9 protein-coding genes and 2 pseudogenes are annotated in these 14,042 nt (G+C 51.0%); 7 read left to right on the top strand and 4 right to left on the bottom strand.

Annotation, left to right across the window (positions count from 1 at the left end; all coding sequences use genetic code 11):
- Positions 1-79 precede the first annotated feature (79 nt).
- Both NG346_RS08515 and NG346_RS08510 read right to left on the bottom strand, forming a co-directional pair.
- A complete protein-coding gene (locus NG346_RS08515) occupies positions 80-2,035 on the bottom strand; it encodes a KUP/HAK/KT family potassium transporter (protein ID WP_262288593.1) in 1,956 nt (651 codons plus the stop codon).
- A 72-nt stretch (positions 2,036-2,107) separates the two neighbouring features.
- Positions 2,108-3,382: pseudogene (locus NG346_RS08510) on the bottom strand (efflux RND transporter permease subunit); the annotation flags it as partial.
- 406 nt (positions 3,383-3,788) lie between these two features.
- On the opposite strand from NG346_RS08510, the gene NG346_RS08505 reads away from it, so the two are divergent.
- From NG346_RS08505 to NG346_RS08490, 4 genes are all read left to right on the top strand, one after another.
- On the top strand, positions 3,789-5,792 hold the full coding sequence (locus tag NG346_RS08505; protein WP_262288592.1) for a BCCT family transporter: 2,004 nt from the start codon (positions 3,789-3,791) through the stop codon (positions 5,790-5,792).
- Positions 5,793-5,838: 46 nt separating this feature from the next.
- Positions 5,839-7,155, top strand: coding sequence for a Na+/H+ antiporter NhaA (gene nhaA / locus NG346_RS08500; protein ID WP_262280455.1), 1,317 nt, complete (start codon positions 5,839-5,841; stop codon positions 7,153-7,155).
- Between the two features lie 33 nt (positions 7,156-7,188).
- Positions 7,189-8,538 carry a TIGR00341 family protein gene (locus NG346_RS08495; RefSeq protein ID WP_262280456.1) on the top strand — a complete coding sequence of 450 codons (1,350 nt, stop codon included), beginning with the start codon at positions 7,189-7,191 and terminating at the stop codon, positions 8,536-8,538.
- A gap of 374 nt (positions 8,539-8,912) precedes the next feature.
- Positions 8,913-10,496: an ATP-binding protein gene (locus tag NG346_RS08490; protein WP_262288591.1), complete on the top strand. Its 1,584-nt coding sequence runs from the start codon at positions 8,913-8,915 to the stop codon at positions 10,494-10,496.
- A gap of 60 nt (positions 10,497-10,556) precedes the next feature.
- Here the strand turns inward: NG346_RS08490 and NG346_RS08485 are convergent.
- Positions 10,557-10,676: pseudogene (locus NG346_RS08485) on the bottom strand (DUF4372 domain-containing protein); the annotation flags it as partial.
- A 147-nt stretch (positions 10,677-10,823) separates the two neighbouring features.
- On the opposite strand from NG346_RS08485, the gene NG346_RS08480 reads away from it, so the two are divergent.
- The 3 genes from NG346_RS08480 (at position 10,824) to NG346_RS08470 (ending at position 13,403) form a co-directional block, all read left to right on the top strand.
- Complete coding sequence (locus NG346_RS08480) at positions 10,824-11,432, top strand: porin family protein (RefSeq protein WP_262280458.1); 609 nt, start codon at positions 10,824-10,826, stop codon at positions 11,430-11,432.
- Positions 11,433-11,654: 222 nt separating this feature from the next.
- Entirely contained in the window at positions 11,655-12,167 is a 513-nt protein-coding gene (locus tag NG346_RS08475; protein WP_262280459.1) for a DUF2007 domain-containing protein, read from the top strand.
- Between the two features lie 15 nt (positions 12,168-12,182).
- A complete protein-coding gene (locus tag NG346_RS08470; protein WP_262280460.1) occupies positions 12,183-13,403 on the top strand; it encodes an alpha/beta hydrolase family protein in 1,221 nt (406 codons plus the stop codon).
- 186 nt (positions 13,404-13,589) lie between these two features.
- Here the strand turns inward: NG346_RS08470 and NG346_RS08465 are convergent, their stop codons facing one another.
- Positions 13,590-13,937: a winged helix-turn-helix transcriptional regulator gene (locus tag NG346_RS08465; RefSeq protein WP_262280461.1), complete on the bottom strand. Its 348-nt coding sequence runs from the start codon at positions 13,935-13,937 to the stop codon at positions 13,590-13,592.
- Between the last annotated feature and the right edge of the window lie 105 nt (positions 13,938-14,042).

Below are 14,042 nucleotides of genomic sequence, written 5' to 3'. Positions count from 1 at the left end.
AGGATGTCTTTTCTGCAAAAATAACAAACTTTCTGCAAACTACAAAGAGAAAAGCGGGAAACCTTTGGTAGTTATCCTATTAATTCTGCTTCACACGTTCCACCTTCCTTGTCCGAACTACAAGCGGAACGGTCTCTACAAAGACATTACTGGTGCTCAAGCCCATGGCCTTCGGAGCACTCTGCTTGAGATGATGTACAAGATTATAGATGGTCATGATGAAACGGGCCTTGGGAGTAAACACATTGAATTCTGCATATACTCGTTTGATAAACACGAAGATGAAGTTTCCCGCCACATGATGGCGACGCAACGAGTCGTAGCCACTCTCAAGCGCAAAGCTGCCTTTCTCCACCTGATCCTCGATAACTTGACGGAGATAGAGGTTGACATAAGGCTGCACGCGGAATCCTAAGTGAAGGTTGATGCGGTAAAGCGTACCCGGTATCAGTTCATAGAAGTCGTAGCTGCGTTCATTGGGCGTGTCCTCATAATCCGTGTGCAGCAAGATATAGTGGTCGGCGCGCATGGGATGTTTGTTGATAATGGAGTACAGCACCTTCTGTTCCACATCGTACTTGCCACCGAACCGACTCATATAAACGACATTGGTAGCAAACTTAGAGATTGACGTGTCAGCCTTGATATCCGACAGTATATCATAGTACTTCCGGATGTCGCGGTGCTCCACAAAGGTGTTTCTGATCTTGTCGGCATTGTACCACACATACATCACAAGACAGATGGTTCCAGCTAATAGCATCGTCACCCAACCGCCATGCATGAATTTGGCCAGGTTAGCCACGAAGAAGATACTCTCCAAAACCACGAAAAAGCTGATGACGAGAATCACGATACTCCGTTGCATCTTGCCTTGCTTGAGATAGCAACCTAAGAGCAAGGTGGTCATCAGCATTGTCACCGTGATAGCCAGTCCGTAGGCTGCCTCCATATTACTGGAAGTCTGGAAAAACAAGATGACGACGATGCACAGTACGTAAAGGCTGACATTAATAAACGGTATATACAACTGCCCTTTGATATCGGTAGGATATTTAATGCGCTGCCGTGGCCAGAAATGGAGATTCATGGCCTCACTAAAGATAGTAAACGACCCACTGATAAGTGCCTGACTGGCCACGATGGCTGCTATGGTGGCCATCGTTATGCCCACAGGTAGAAAGGCATGCGGCATAATGGCGTAGAAAGGATTCGTGCCCGTCGCAAGCTGGTCGGCGTGGGAAATGATCCAAGCACCCTGACCGAGATAATTGCAGATGAGCATTGTCTTGACAAAGGCCCAGCTCGCCCGGATATTTTGCTTACCGCAATGGCCCAAATCGGAATAAAGAGCCTCAGCGCCTGTTGTACAAAGAAACACAGCACCCAAAATGAGGAACCATTCCGGACTGGTAGTCAACAGACGGATGGCATACCAGGGATTAAAAGCCTTGAGGATCACCCAACTGTCACCCATATGTGTCAGTCCCAGTATGCCAAGCATCGAGAACCACAATAGCATCAACGGACCGAAAAGTTTGCCGATGGCACTGGTACCATACTGCTGGATAAAGAACAGCACCGTAAGGATGGCAATGGCAATAGGGATGACGGGGGTGGAAGGCTCATAAGCGCGCAGCCCCTCTATGGCTGACAAAACAGTAATGGAAGGTGTGATGACTCCGTCGGCAACGAGTGTGCTCGCTCCGATGATGGCAAGGAGATAGAGCCACCCCCTGCCATGTTTCCTCACGAGCGCATAGAGCGCCAGGATGCCACCCTCGCCTTTGTTATCGGCGCGCAGTGCCAGTACAACATATTTCAATGTTGTCTGAATAGTGAGCGTCCAGATGATGCACGACACTGCACCAATAATGTAGTCGGTGGTAATAACAGGAGTGGCACCGATGATTGCTCTCATGACATAGAGCGGTGACGTTCCAATGTCGCCATAAACGATGCCTAAAGTCACTAACAGACCCATCACGCTGAGCCGATGGGCCATACTTCCCGAAGGAACTGTCTTTGAAGTCATATATGTTATCCTAAATCATATCTGCCTGCAATATTACAAAATGCCTATGACATTGTATTGCTCAACGCGATATTATTTAGAATAATTAACCTCTATCACGCCACCATTTTCCTTGGCATCAGCCGTTCTTGCAACCACTGGAAGATGATGAACAGGGCGGGCACGAGGAAGAACAGGGCAAGGATACCCAACACCATGCCACCCACCACACAGGAGGCTAATGAGCGGCTGCCATTGGCTCCGACTCCCGTAGCCACCATCAGGGGCAACATGCCAAGGAGCATGGTGAGAATAGGCTGAACCAATCTCCGGCTGACGGCTGAGTTCCTTGACGAAACGGTCCTTCACCTGTTGGAACTGTGAGATGCTTCCACCGTTACGGTCCTCCAAGTTGAGGTCAAAGCCACTGCTCATGCCAAAGCCCGATACCAGCGACGGACTCATCACTACGACACTCGCTCCGGCAATGTCGGCAGCGGCGCGGTTGATCTTCTCCGTGATATCGTTGAGCGATTCCCCCTTGCCGCGTTCGTTCCAAGGCTTTAACGGCACGTAGAACATTCCCGAGTTACTGCCTTGCGCGGTAAACGAATAGCCGCTGACCTTAGCACGGTGGGCGATGCCGGGGATTTTGGCGAGCTTCTTGTCGAGCTGTTGCAGCGCACGGTCGGTCTCGTTGAGCGTCATGCCGGGCTTCGTGGTGAGGTTGACATAGAGCATACCCGTGTCCTCATCGGGTACCAGCGAGGTCGGCGTTGCCTTGACGAGCAAGAGGAGCAATGCCACGGCAGCGGCGATGATGCCAAACGAAAGATATTTATGACGGATGAAGCGAAAGGCGATGGCAGCATATTTCTGACTCATCACGCTGAAGACGGCATTGAAAGCCTTGCGGAAACGGGCCGAGAAGTTATTGCGCTGCTGTCCGTTCTCGTCGGTATAAGGCCGGAGCAGCAGGGCACAGAGAACCGGCGAGAGCGTGAATGCATTGATCGCCGAGATGCCCACGGCGACAGCCATGGTCAGTCCAAACTGACGGTAGAAAGCTCCCGACGTACCATCAATCATACTCACGGGGATAAAGACCGCCATAAACACGATCGTGGAGGTGAGCAACGCCATGGCTACGCTGCGCATGGCATCGGTAGAGGCCAGATAAGGCGAGCGGTAGCCTTTGTCAAAGTTAGCCTGCACGGCCTCAACGACGATGATGGCATCGTCGACCACCATACCGATGGCGAGCACGAGGGCAAAGAGCGTCAGCAGGTTGAGACTGAAGCCCATGAACTGCATGAAGGCAAAGGTGCCGATGAGCGACACCACGATGCTCACCGAGGGGATGAACGTGATAACAGCAAACGACAGCCCCAGCCGCTCCGTTCTTTCCACTATACTATATTCGCTTTTCAGTCCCAGTGCGCCCAAGCCATAGGATAGCATGATCGGGGAGTATTGCAGATAGAAGACCTATGACCAGACAAAGCGTTATCCTGAGTATGAGAGTATGACGTGACATAATATAACTTTTGATTGCAAAAGTATCGTATTTCCACCGTCGAGCAAGCAGAAAAGTGACTGAAATAGAAAGATGAAGCAGAACGGGCAAGATAGTTACAGTTAATAAGAGAAAAGCTTTGCAGATTCGATTTTTTTTATTACCTTTGTAGCTGTGGGCGGGTGAAAGCTTTTGTCACCTACCACGGATTCTCTCCATTCTGACAGTCTTTCTCATCTTTAATATTTATTTCAGATTATGCTAAAGAATATCATACATAACACTACTTTTACCCGTAATGTAGCTCTTCCGGGCATCATCGTGCTGGTGTTGCTCTCGCTGCTCTCGGCGTTATTTCCCTTAAGAGTCAACAACTGGCTGACCTTCGTACAGTCGTTTATCTACAAAAATCTCAGTTGGATGTACATTCTGCTGGTTTCTTTCTTTGTCATCTTCCTGTTGGCTGTCGCCTTCAGCAAACTGGGCAATATCCGGTTAGGAGCAGACAACTCGGAGCCACAATATGGCTTCTTTTCGTGGATTGCCATGCTCTTCGCCGCCGGCATGGGCATCGGTCTGATGTATTTTGGTGTGTCGGAGCCCATGTCGCACTATGTCTATCCCGCCCTGCCCTCGATTGTCAACAAAGCCAAGGACGCGCAGCTGGCCACCTTCTTCCATTGGGGCATCCACGCGTGGTCGATCTTTGCGTTAGCAGGCCTCATCTTAGCTTACTTCTCGTTCCGCTACAAACTGCCGCTGAGCATCCGCAGCGGCCTGTACCCCATATTGAAGGAACGCATCTACGGCCCTATCGGTGACGTGGTGGATGTCTTCGCCTTGGTGAGCACCTTCTTCGGCATCACCACCTCCATGGGTTTCGGTGTACAGCAGGTCAACGCGGGTCTGGTACACTTAGGCATCCTCAACGGTTCCAGCTTTCTCTTTCAGTGCGTCATCGTGACGGTGTTCTGTGCCTTGTCCGTGCTGTCGGCCGTAGCCGGCGTGAACAAAGGCGTGCGGCGACTTAGCGAGCTGAACCTCGGCACGGCCATCCTGCTGTTGGTCTTCATGTTGCTGTTGGGCCCGACGACGTTCTTGCTGAGCGCATTCTCCGAGGGCATCGGCAACTACATCGAGAGCTTTGCCAGCCTGACGTTCAACACCTTTGCCTTCGAGAAGGCGGGGCGCGGATGGTTTACGAGCTGGACCGTGATGTTCTGGGCATGGTGGATATCGTGGGCACCTTTTGTGGGCCTGTTTATCGCCCGCATCTCCAAGGGGCGCACCATCCGCGAATACATCCTTGCCGTGATGCTCGTGCCCTCACTGTTCATCTTCCTGTGGATGACCGTCTTTGGCAACGGTGCCATTTGGATTGACCGCAACGTAGTGCATGGTGCACTCTCAGCTCTGGTGCGCCAGCCCGACATCCTGCTGTTCTCGTTCTTCGAGAGCTTCCCCTTTGCCAAAGGGCTCTGTACACTGGCCTTGGTGATGATTGCCATCTTCTTTGTCACCTCGGCAGACTCCGGCATCCTGGTGATGAACAGTATTTCCACGGGCAACAATCCGCACTCTCCCAAGTGGCAAAACGCTTTCTGGGGCCTGCTGATGGCAGTGATCACCATGACGCTGGTCTATGCCGGAGGGCTCAACTCTTTGCAGACGATGACGCTGATCTCGGCCCTGCCCTTCGGTCTCATTCTCCTGATTCTTTGCTTCTGTTTGCTTAAAGCGCTGAGAACCGATGAATTTTACAACTCCACCCACCTGCCCTATGGCAGCCGAAACTGGGATGGTGCCCACTGGCGCAAGCGGTTGGAGCAGATCGTCACCTTCTCACAGAAAGAGGACATCCGCCGCTTCTTCCTCGAAAAAGTGGAGCCGGCGTTCAGCGAACTGCAAACAGAACTGGAGAAATATGGCATACAGTCAGAAATTCTCAAGGGCAAGAACGGCCCGCTCTCCATAGAACTCTCCGTTCCGCACGTACAGATACGCAACTTCCGTTATGGCGTGACCACAGAGAAGCGGGTGATTTCTGACTATCTTGTCGATGAGGACAACACACCCGACGCCGACAACGGCACACAATACATTCCTGTGACCTACTATTCCGACGGACGCACGGGCAACGACATACAGTATCTCAGCAAGGATGAGATCATCGCCGACGTGCTCAGGGAGTATGGCAGATACATCAGCTCGATCAGTGACAACAGAAACGCCATGGTCTTTGTCGACAAGAAACCACAGTGATGTAGGACAGCTCAGAAAACATTATTTCATTTACAACCCCTTAGTTATGATACATTACCAACAAAAGATACGGCAGCAGATAGTCCTGCCTGCCATGCAGTTCATCAATCAGGAAAAATCCGGCGGCATCGTCTTGGGACTTGCCGTGGTGCTGGCACTCGTGCTGGCCAACAGTCCGCTAAGATTTGACTATGCCCACTTTCTCCACCACCATTTCGGTTTTGTCGTGGACGGCCAACCCTGCCTCAACTTCTCTCTTGAGCACTGGATCAACGACGGACTGATGTCCATGTTCTTCTTTGTCGTAGGACTGGAGCTCAAGCGGGAGTTCATCGGTGGCGAGCTGCGCGACTTGCGCAAGGTCACGCTCCCCGTGGCTGCCGCTGTCCTTGGCATGGTCTTCCCTGCACTCATCTATCTTGTCTTCAACGGCGGCACCCCGGTGGCACACGGATGGGGAATCCCCATGGCCACCGACATTGCCTTTGCTCTGGCGGTGGTCTACCTACTGGGCGACCGCGTGCCGGTGTCGGCGAAGGTGTTTCTCACCACGCTGGCCATTGTCGACGACTTGGGCTCGGTGCTCGTCATCGCCCTGTTCTACACATCGCAGCTCTCTATGGTCAACCTGCTCGTGGGTTTGGCCTTCTTACTCGTGATGTTTGTTGGCAACAAGATGGGCGTGAAGTCTATTTGGTTCTACGGCATCCTGGGCATTGGTGGTGTATGGACAGCTTTCCTGCTCTCCGGCATCCATGCCACGATAGCCGCCGTGCTCTCTGCCATGGTCATCCCCGCTGACTCGCAGATCAGCGAAGACTCGTTTGTGGCCCGCATGAGAAAGCTCACCCGCCGCTTCGACGAGGCCGAGTCCAACGACGTGAGGACATTGGAACCCGACCAGGTTGAGATCATCGCCCGCGTGAAGACCGATGCCAACCAGGCCCTACCGCCCTTGCAGCGGCTCGAGCACAGCCTCCATCCCTTCGTGTCGTTCTTCGTCATGCCCGTCTTTGCGCTGGGCAATGCGGGCGTGTCGTTTGTCGACATGGATCTGGCGCAGCTCTTCGACAACCACATCGCCGTGGGCGTGATGCTGGGCCTGCTTGCCGGCAAACCTCTTGGCATTCTCTCCTCGGTATGGCTGATGGAACGGCTGGGGCTGGGCCGACGCAGCAAGCAACTCACATGGCGACGGCTTGCCGGACTGGGCTTCCTCGCTTCCATAGGATTCACCATGTCGATGTTTGTCACCACGCTGGCCTTCAACTCTGCCGAAGCCTATGGTCAGGCCAAAGTGGGCATCTTTGCCGCTTCGATCCTCGGCGGCATCATCGGCTACAGAATACTCTCACGGAGATAATCTACACATTATTATATATATACGCTTTCAGCTATGGAACAGCAGCAACCTAAAACACTGTGGCAAGTCGTGAAAGGTTATTTCAACGTCATGCCCGACAAAGAGGACGAAGCCGACACCGTGAGCCAGATCAGCAGTGGCGTCACCTTCCATGGAGCCAACCTTTGGGTGCTCATCTTTGCCATCTTCATTGCCTCGTTGGGACTCAACGTCAACTCTACGGCCGTCATCATCGGCGCCATGCTCATCTCACCGCTCATGGGACCTATCATCGGCATGGGACTCGCCGTGGGCATCAGCGATCTGGAACTGCTCAAGCGGTCGGTCAAGAACTATCTTGTCGCCACCGTCATCAGCGTGCTCACGGCTACAGTCTATTTCCTGCTGACGCCCTTGAACGAGGCGCAGTCCGAGCTTCTCGCCCGTACCTCGCCCACGCTCTACGACGTGCTGATTGCGCTTTGCGGCGGTGCTGCCGGTATTCTGGCGCTCTCGACTAAGGGCAAGGGCAATGTCATCCCCGGCGTAGCCATCGCCACGGCCCTCATGCCGCCTCTCTGCACGGCTGGCTATGGACTGGCCATGGGCAAGGCTTCGTTCTTCTTCGGAGCCTTCTATCTGTTTTTCATCAACACGGTGTTCATCTCGCTGGCCACCTATCTCGGAGTGCGCATGATGCATTTCAGGAGAAAGCAATTTGTCAATGCCGAGAGACTGAAGGTCGTCAACCGATATATCCTGGGCGTGGTGGTGCTCACGATGTTGCCTGCCGGATACATGACTGTAGGAATCATTGGAAAGAGTGTCACGGAAAACAACATCCGCAAGTTTGTCAAGAACGAATGTTCGTTCCCCGGTACGCAGATCATCTCGCAGTCGACCAACGAAAAGTCGAAGACGCTCAACTTGGTGGCTGTCGGCAAGTCCATCAGCAGCCAGCAGATCAGCCGTGCAAGGACCATGATGGGTGAATACCAGCTCGACGACTACCGCCTTAACATCATCCAAGGCTCACAATCTGACAGCATACTGCTCAGCCAGGCACTCGCCTCGGCCAACACCACCACGGAAGCCAGCAAACAGAAAATGGTGGAGCAGAGTGCGCGCATACAAGAGTTGGAAAAGCGTCTCGAAGGTTACGAGCACTATGCTTCCTTAGGAGCAGAGATTGGCAAAGAGACCCGGACAGTATGGCCGGGAGTGACGGCAGTCAGCGTCTCGCGGGTTGCTGACTGGAAAACCGACACGACCAAGGCCTCGCACTATGTCATGGCGGTGGTCAGCACCCAGCGCGTACTCAGTGCCAGTGAGCGCGCCCGCATGCAATCGTGGCTGAAGGAACGCACCCATGCCGACAGTCTGCGGCTGATAGTGACACGATAGCATCCACTTGTTTCATGGTGCCATATAGGCGCGAAGATGGGGAGAACGTAGGTTCGCAACGACCCCATCTTTGCGCCTTTATTGTTGTAATCTTATAGAAAAAGATCGTTTGCTACGCAGGCAATGACCAAAAGCTACGCAGCGAACGATCGCTTGGCAGGCAACAAAATCAAGAGGCAAATCGGATACAACTTTACCTTAAGTCAATCTTAATGAAGTCTTAAGTGCTGTGCAGCCGAGAGAAAGCCTCAGCGCTGAAAGCATGGTTAGGCAGATAAGTCATGTTCCGATATACAGATAACTTTTCATCATCAGCTTTTGCAAATACCAAATAAATTGCGTAAGTTTGCAAAAGGAACAAGAATAAACGCGCTATGGAGCTATTGACGAGAAAATATCCGGTAGGGATACAGACCTTTGAGAGAATCATTAAAGAAGGTTTTGTCTATGTAGACAAGACCGACTTGGTATGGCAGTTGACCCACTATGCTACTTTTGTATTCATGAGTCGTCCCCGCCGCTTTGGCAAGTCGCTGCTCACGTCTACTTTGGAATCGTATTTCAAAGGTGACCGCGAGTTGTTTGAGGGATTGAAGATCACGAACCTTGAGAAGGAATGGACGCAATATCCCGTGCTTCATCTCGATTTGAGTACCACAAAAGGAAGGTCTACAGCCAAAGAGCTTCAACGGGCGCTGACTTTGATGTTGAAGCGGTTGGACGTCTACGAGGATAATCCCGACGAGTTGACACCAGGAGAGAAACTCGGCGGACTGATCAGACTACTTTATAAGAAGACGGGCAAGCAGGTAGCGGTAATCATCGACGAGTACGACGCCCCTTTGCTCGACTCGCTTCACGATCAAACCACGCTCGAGGCGATGCGCAAGGTCATGCAGGAGTTCTATGTGCCACTCAAGGCTAATGAGCAGTATATCAAGTTCTGTTTCATCACCGGCATCACAAAGTTTTCGCAGATGAGCATCTTCTCTACTATCAACAACTTGAAGAATGTTTCCTTGCTCCCAAGATTTGCCACCATCTGTGGATTTACCGAGCATGAGGTTCAGACTGTTTTTAAACAGGACATTTGCGAAATGGCCAAGGACTTCAAGCTGACTCCGAAGGAGATGTACGCCAAAATCAAGTTCAAATACGACGGCTACCATTTTGCCGGTGGTGCTGATGCGGTGTTCAATCCATTCAGCCTGCTCAATGCCTTAGGCGACCGATTGCTGAAAAACTACTGGTTTGCCTCCGGCACTCCGACCTTCCTCATCAAGCAGATGCAGCACTTCCATACCGACATCACCACGCTCGATTCGCTCGATGTGCCCGAGTCGGCTTTCGACCAGCCCACAGAGAATATGAAAGATGCTCTGCCGTTGCTCTATCAGAGCGGTTATCTCACGATTAAGGACTACGATGCAGAAGGCGAGACCTACTTTCTGTCCATTCCCAATCAAGAAGTACGCGTAGGCTATGTTAATGGTTTGCTGCCTACTTATACAGGCTTAAACAGCGGTGACGTGCAAGTCGGCTTTGCCTTGAAATTCTGGAGAGCACTCAAGCAGGACGATATCGACCTTGCCATGAGTCACATGCAGTCTTATCTCGCCGGAATTCCGTATATCGAAGGCTTCAAGCAGAAACTGGCCGAAGCAACTACGAAAGAAGGCTTCTATGAATACACGTTTTATCTCATCTTCTCTATGCTCAATGTCTATGTGCGCACGCAGGTGAAGGTGGCAGGTGGACGTGTGGATATGGTCATCTTCATGCCCGACACCATCTACGTCATGGAGTTGAAGGTGGGTGACACGGCACGCCATGCTCTTGACCAGATTGATGCCCGTGGCTATGCAAAGCCTTATCTCACCGACGGCCGGCGGGTGATGAAGGTCGGCATCCGCTTCGATGCCGACAAGCACACGGTGGACGAATGGAAGGTAGAGTGATTTATCCTGAGCTACAACCGGACAAATACGAAAAAAATAACGTATCTTTACCAGCAACTGGTCATGGCAGGTGAGGTTTCTCACCCTGTAATTGCCTCTGTACTTGGCAACAATATCATTGAATTCCCTACGAGGTATGAACTGCATAATCTGTGCGAATACGATCTTTCCGACATTCATGTAACACGCTTCTTTGATAAAGACTGCAAAGTTAGTCAATTCAAATCGTGTACAAGAAATATCGAGTCTAAATCATTCTATTTTAATAACTTATATTTAAATCGTCTCGTTTTAACGGGACACTAGTGATAAAAACTAATTTGTAAAATGACAAGTTTATTTAAGAGAGTGCTGCTTACTCTGAGTGTAGCCATGTTGCTCAGTCTTCCTATTTCAGGACAAGACAAACATTTCGAACACAACATCTACATAGGTTTAGGTGGTGCGCATTCTTTTGAAGGCGAAGATGACCCCTCAGCTTTTCATATTGGCTATGGTCTGAACTATTATCTTACGCGCCATTGGTCTGTCATGCCGGGCATCGGCTATCGTGCGAAGTTTGAAGTAGGAGATTACGAGGAAGGTATAGGTTCCTACGACTGCTCGTACTTCGATGTTCCCGTCCTAATCCAATATCATCTCTCCAATCCACGTAAGAGCGGACTTGTGGTGGAATGCGGCCCCGTGTTCTCTTTCATTGCCTCCAACAACCAATATTATAATGATGCCAATCCCTACCATCCATTGAACGACAAGGACATCTACCGGTCGTTCGATTTTGGTCTGCAGCCCGGCATCTACTACCAACTGGGCAAGCACTGGAGACTGGGACTGCAAGGGCATGTCGGACTGCTCAATCTGGAAAAAGACTACCCTGGGAAATCCGGATCCTACCACTTCCACGACTTGACCGCCACGCTCAACTTCCACTTCTGATGTCTTCTCCTTGGAAGGAGTATCCATGCCTGTTTAATATATCCTGCGGACGACATCTTCTTGGCTACCCCTGCGATGGCTTCCATTGCCTGTCCGTTATCTCACTCTCGTAAATAGGAAACATGGTGGCTCTTGAACTTTTTTGAGCCACAACCGGACAAATATGAAAAAAGAACGTATCTTTGTAGCAAAGATAGACTTCCACTCTAAACAATCTCGATTATGGACAACGAGGGACTCATTACCTTAACAAAGTGCGACAACACGATTGCTGCCGACGAGATCGCCTCGAAGTTGGCGAGCAATGGTATCACCGCTTCCCTTCATGACGAACTCAACGACCCTGCGTATGGCGCATACGGGCCGAATCCAGGCATTGCGGTGAGGGTGTTCAAGAAAGACTATGCTCGAAGTCTGCGCATCCTTAAGGAGATACGGACGTCTCGCTCAGAACAGTTGCCATGGTGTCCTCGTTGTGGGAGTGACAAGATTAAAGCCCTGCCGAACAAAGAGGGCAAAAAATCAACACCTGCAATCCTTCTTGGCATTGTCTTGATGATTCTTAGCTGCGCAGGGCTAATCCTGCCTAGTTTTGTGGAGGCTCTTGCGTCTCTTCGGCTATATGGTTATATCATATCTCCGTTTGTACTGCTTGGTGGCGTTTTGCTGGTATTACCCAAACAAGACTACAAGTACTACCAATGCATTGAATGTGGCAAGGTGTTTAAAAAATAATAATCGTAAACCCATATGATGATGCGTCGAATCTATTTGTTACTGCTGGTTTGTCTGCTTCAGTTGAGTGCTTTTGCTCAGGCTGTTGTAGGCACATGGAAAGGCGACTTGAAAGTAGGCCAAGTGAAGCTGTCCTTGATTTTTCATGTAAGCAAGGACACGTGTACACTGGATGTTCCCGCACAAAGTGCATTCGGCATACCCGCCTCGCTCAAAGAGCTCACAGACACGTCCCTGACGGTTATCATGTACGGTCTGGAGGCCGGCTATCAAGGAAAAATCAAAGACGGGCAGTTTGTGGGCACGTTCACGCAGAGGGGAATGACCTTCCCCCTCACCCTCACCCGCTTTCAAGAAGTATATAACCGACCACAAGAGCCCAAGGAGCCCTATCCCTACAAGACCGAGGAAGTGACCATCAGCACACCGGACGCCAAGCTTGCCGGAACAATCACCTATCCCGTGGGCTGGAAACAGGGCAAAAAGGTACCATTAGCTGTCTTGGTGACTGGCAGCGGACAGGAAGACCGTAACGAAGAGATCTTTCATCATAAGCCTTTCCTCGTGATTGCAGACTTCTTAGCAAGAAACGGAATCGCAACCCTGCGCTGCGATGACCGTGGCGTGGGAGGCTCAACGGGAGATGTGGCCAACGCCACCACATTTGACTTTGCCAAAGACGCATCTCATGAGTTAGACTATGCACGCAAACGAGGACAATTCTCTAAAGTTGGTATCATCGGTCACAGCGAGGGCGGCAGCATCGGATTTATCCTCGGCGCACAAAAGAAATTGGACTTCCTGGTATCAATGGCCGGCCCCGGCATTCCGATGGACAGCATCCTGTATCTCCAGAATGTCAATGCCCTTAAACAGGTTGGCATGCCCACAAACATCACCAAGGAGGAAGTGAGAAAAAAGATCATGGACAGCGACCCTTTCCCTTGGATAGTAGCTTTTCTGAACTACGACCCTTCCAACGACATCAAGACAACAACCTGTCCCGTCATGGCCATCAATGGCGACAAGGATGTTCAGGTTGATGCAGCCCACAATCTGAAAGCTATCAAGGAGTTGCTGCCGGCTAATAAGTTCTCAATGGTGAAGAGCTATCCCGGCCTGAACCATCTGTTTCAGCACTGTCAGACAGGCCAACCAGCAGAATATACCAACATCGAGGAAACCATCTCCGAGGACGTGCTGGCTGATATGGCTCAATGGCTGAAAGGCTTGTAATATCCTACACACGACACATCATCCACTTCATTTGATGAAAAGAGAAGGATGATGAAAAAGTTCTGTTTTCGTCATTGTGACACCCAAATCCGCAAGATCTCAAAGGCTCACAGGCTCGTTTCTAAGCTATTAACTTTGTTACTTCAAAAAAGTGACAAAAACAGCACTGCAACATAATGGCCACAGTTATGGCCTGACCACCTCGTCGAAGTGCTTCTTGACCCAGCCGATGAGCTGTTCGATGGCAGGAATGAGCGACAGCCCCACGTCGGTGAGTTTATATTCTACGCGTGGCGGTACCTCGGGATAGCCTTTCCTGCTGACCAGATGACTTTTCTGCAAGCCTTTGAGTGTTTTGGAAAGCATCTTCTGAGAGCAGTCACTCATGTGGGCATGCAGCTCGCAGAACCGCATCACACCGGTATCACTCCGATCCAAAGCATAGAGTACGAGCATGGACCACTTGTCGCCAAAGCGGCTGATGACCTGCCGGATGGGACAAGCGAGATACTCGGGATTGATATTTTTCTTCATCGTCGATGTCTGTTTAGTTCCTGACTTCATCAGTCCCTCATTCAATATGTTTATGGCATTATTGGCTGTATGCAATATGTCCACAGACAATTGGGACCATCAGGG

This window comes from Hallella absiana (assembly GCF_025457485.1).
GTDB lineage: Bacteria > Bacteroidota > Bacteroidia > Bacteroidales > Bacteroidaceae > Prevotella > Prevotella absiana.
This window is presented reverse-complemented; position numbering and strand designations above follow the sequence as displayed.

Bases quoted from the DNA above. Each gene is read 5' to 3' on its own strand.
- NG346_RS08515 (WP_262288593.1), bottom strand. From the start codon at position 2,035: ATGACTTCAAAGACAGTTCCTTCGGGAAGTATGGCCCATCGGCTCAGC.
- NG346_RS08505 (WP_262288592.1), top strand. From the start codon at position 3,789: ATGCTAAAGAATATCATACATAACACTACTTTTACCCGTAATGTAGCT.
- nhaA (WP_262280455.1), top strand. From the start codon at position 5,839: ATGATACATTACCAACAAAAGATACGGCAGCAGATAGTCCTGCCTGCC.
- NG346_RS08495 (WP_262280456.1), top strand. From the start codon at position 7,189: ATGGAACAGCAGCAACCTAAAACACTGTGGCAAGTCGTGAAAGGTTAT.
- NG346_RS08490 (WP_262288591.1), top strand. From the start codon at position 8,913: ATGGAGCTATTGACGAGAAAATATCCGGTAGGGATACAGACCTTTGAG.
- NG346_RS08480 (WP_262280458.1), top strand. From the start codon at position 10,824: ATGACAAGTTTATTTAAGAGAGTGCTGCTTACTCTGAGTGTAGCCATG.
- NG346_RS08475 (WP_262280459.1), top strand. From the start codon at position 11,655: ATGGACAACGAGGGACTCATTACCTTAACAAAGTGCGACAACACGATT.
- NG346_RS08470 (WP_262280460.1), top strand. From the start codon at position 12,183: ATGATGATGCGTCGAATCTATTTGTTACTGCTGGTTTGTCTGCTTCAG.
- NG346_RS08465 (WP_262280461.1), bottom strand. From the start codon at position 13,937: ATGAAGAAAAATATCAATCCCGAGTATCTCGCTTGTCCCATCCGGCAG.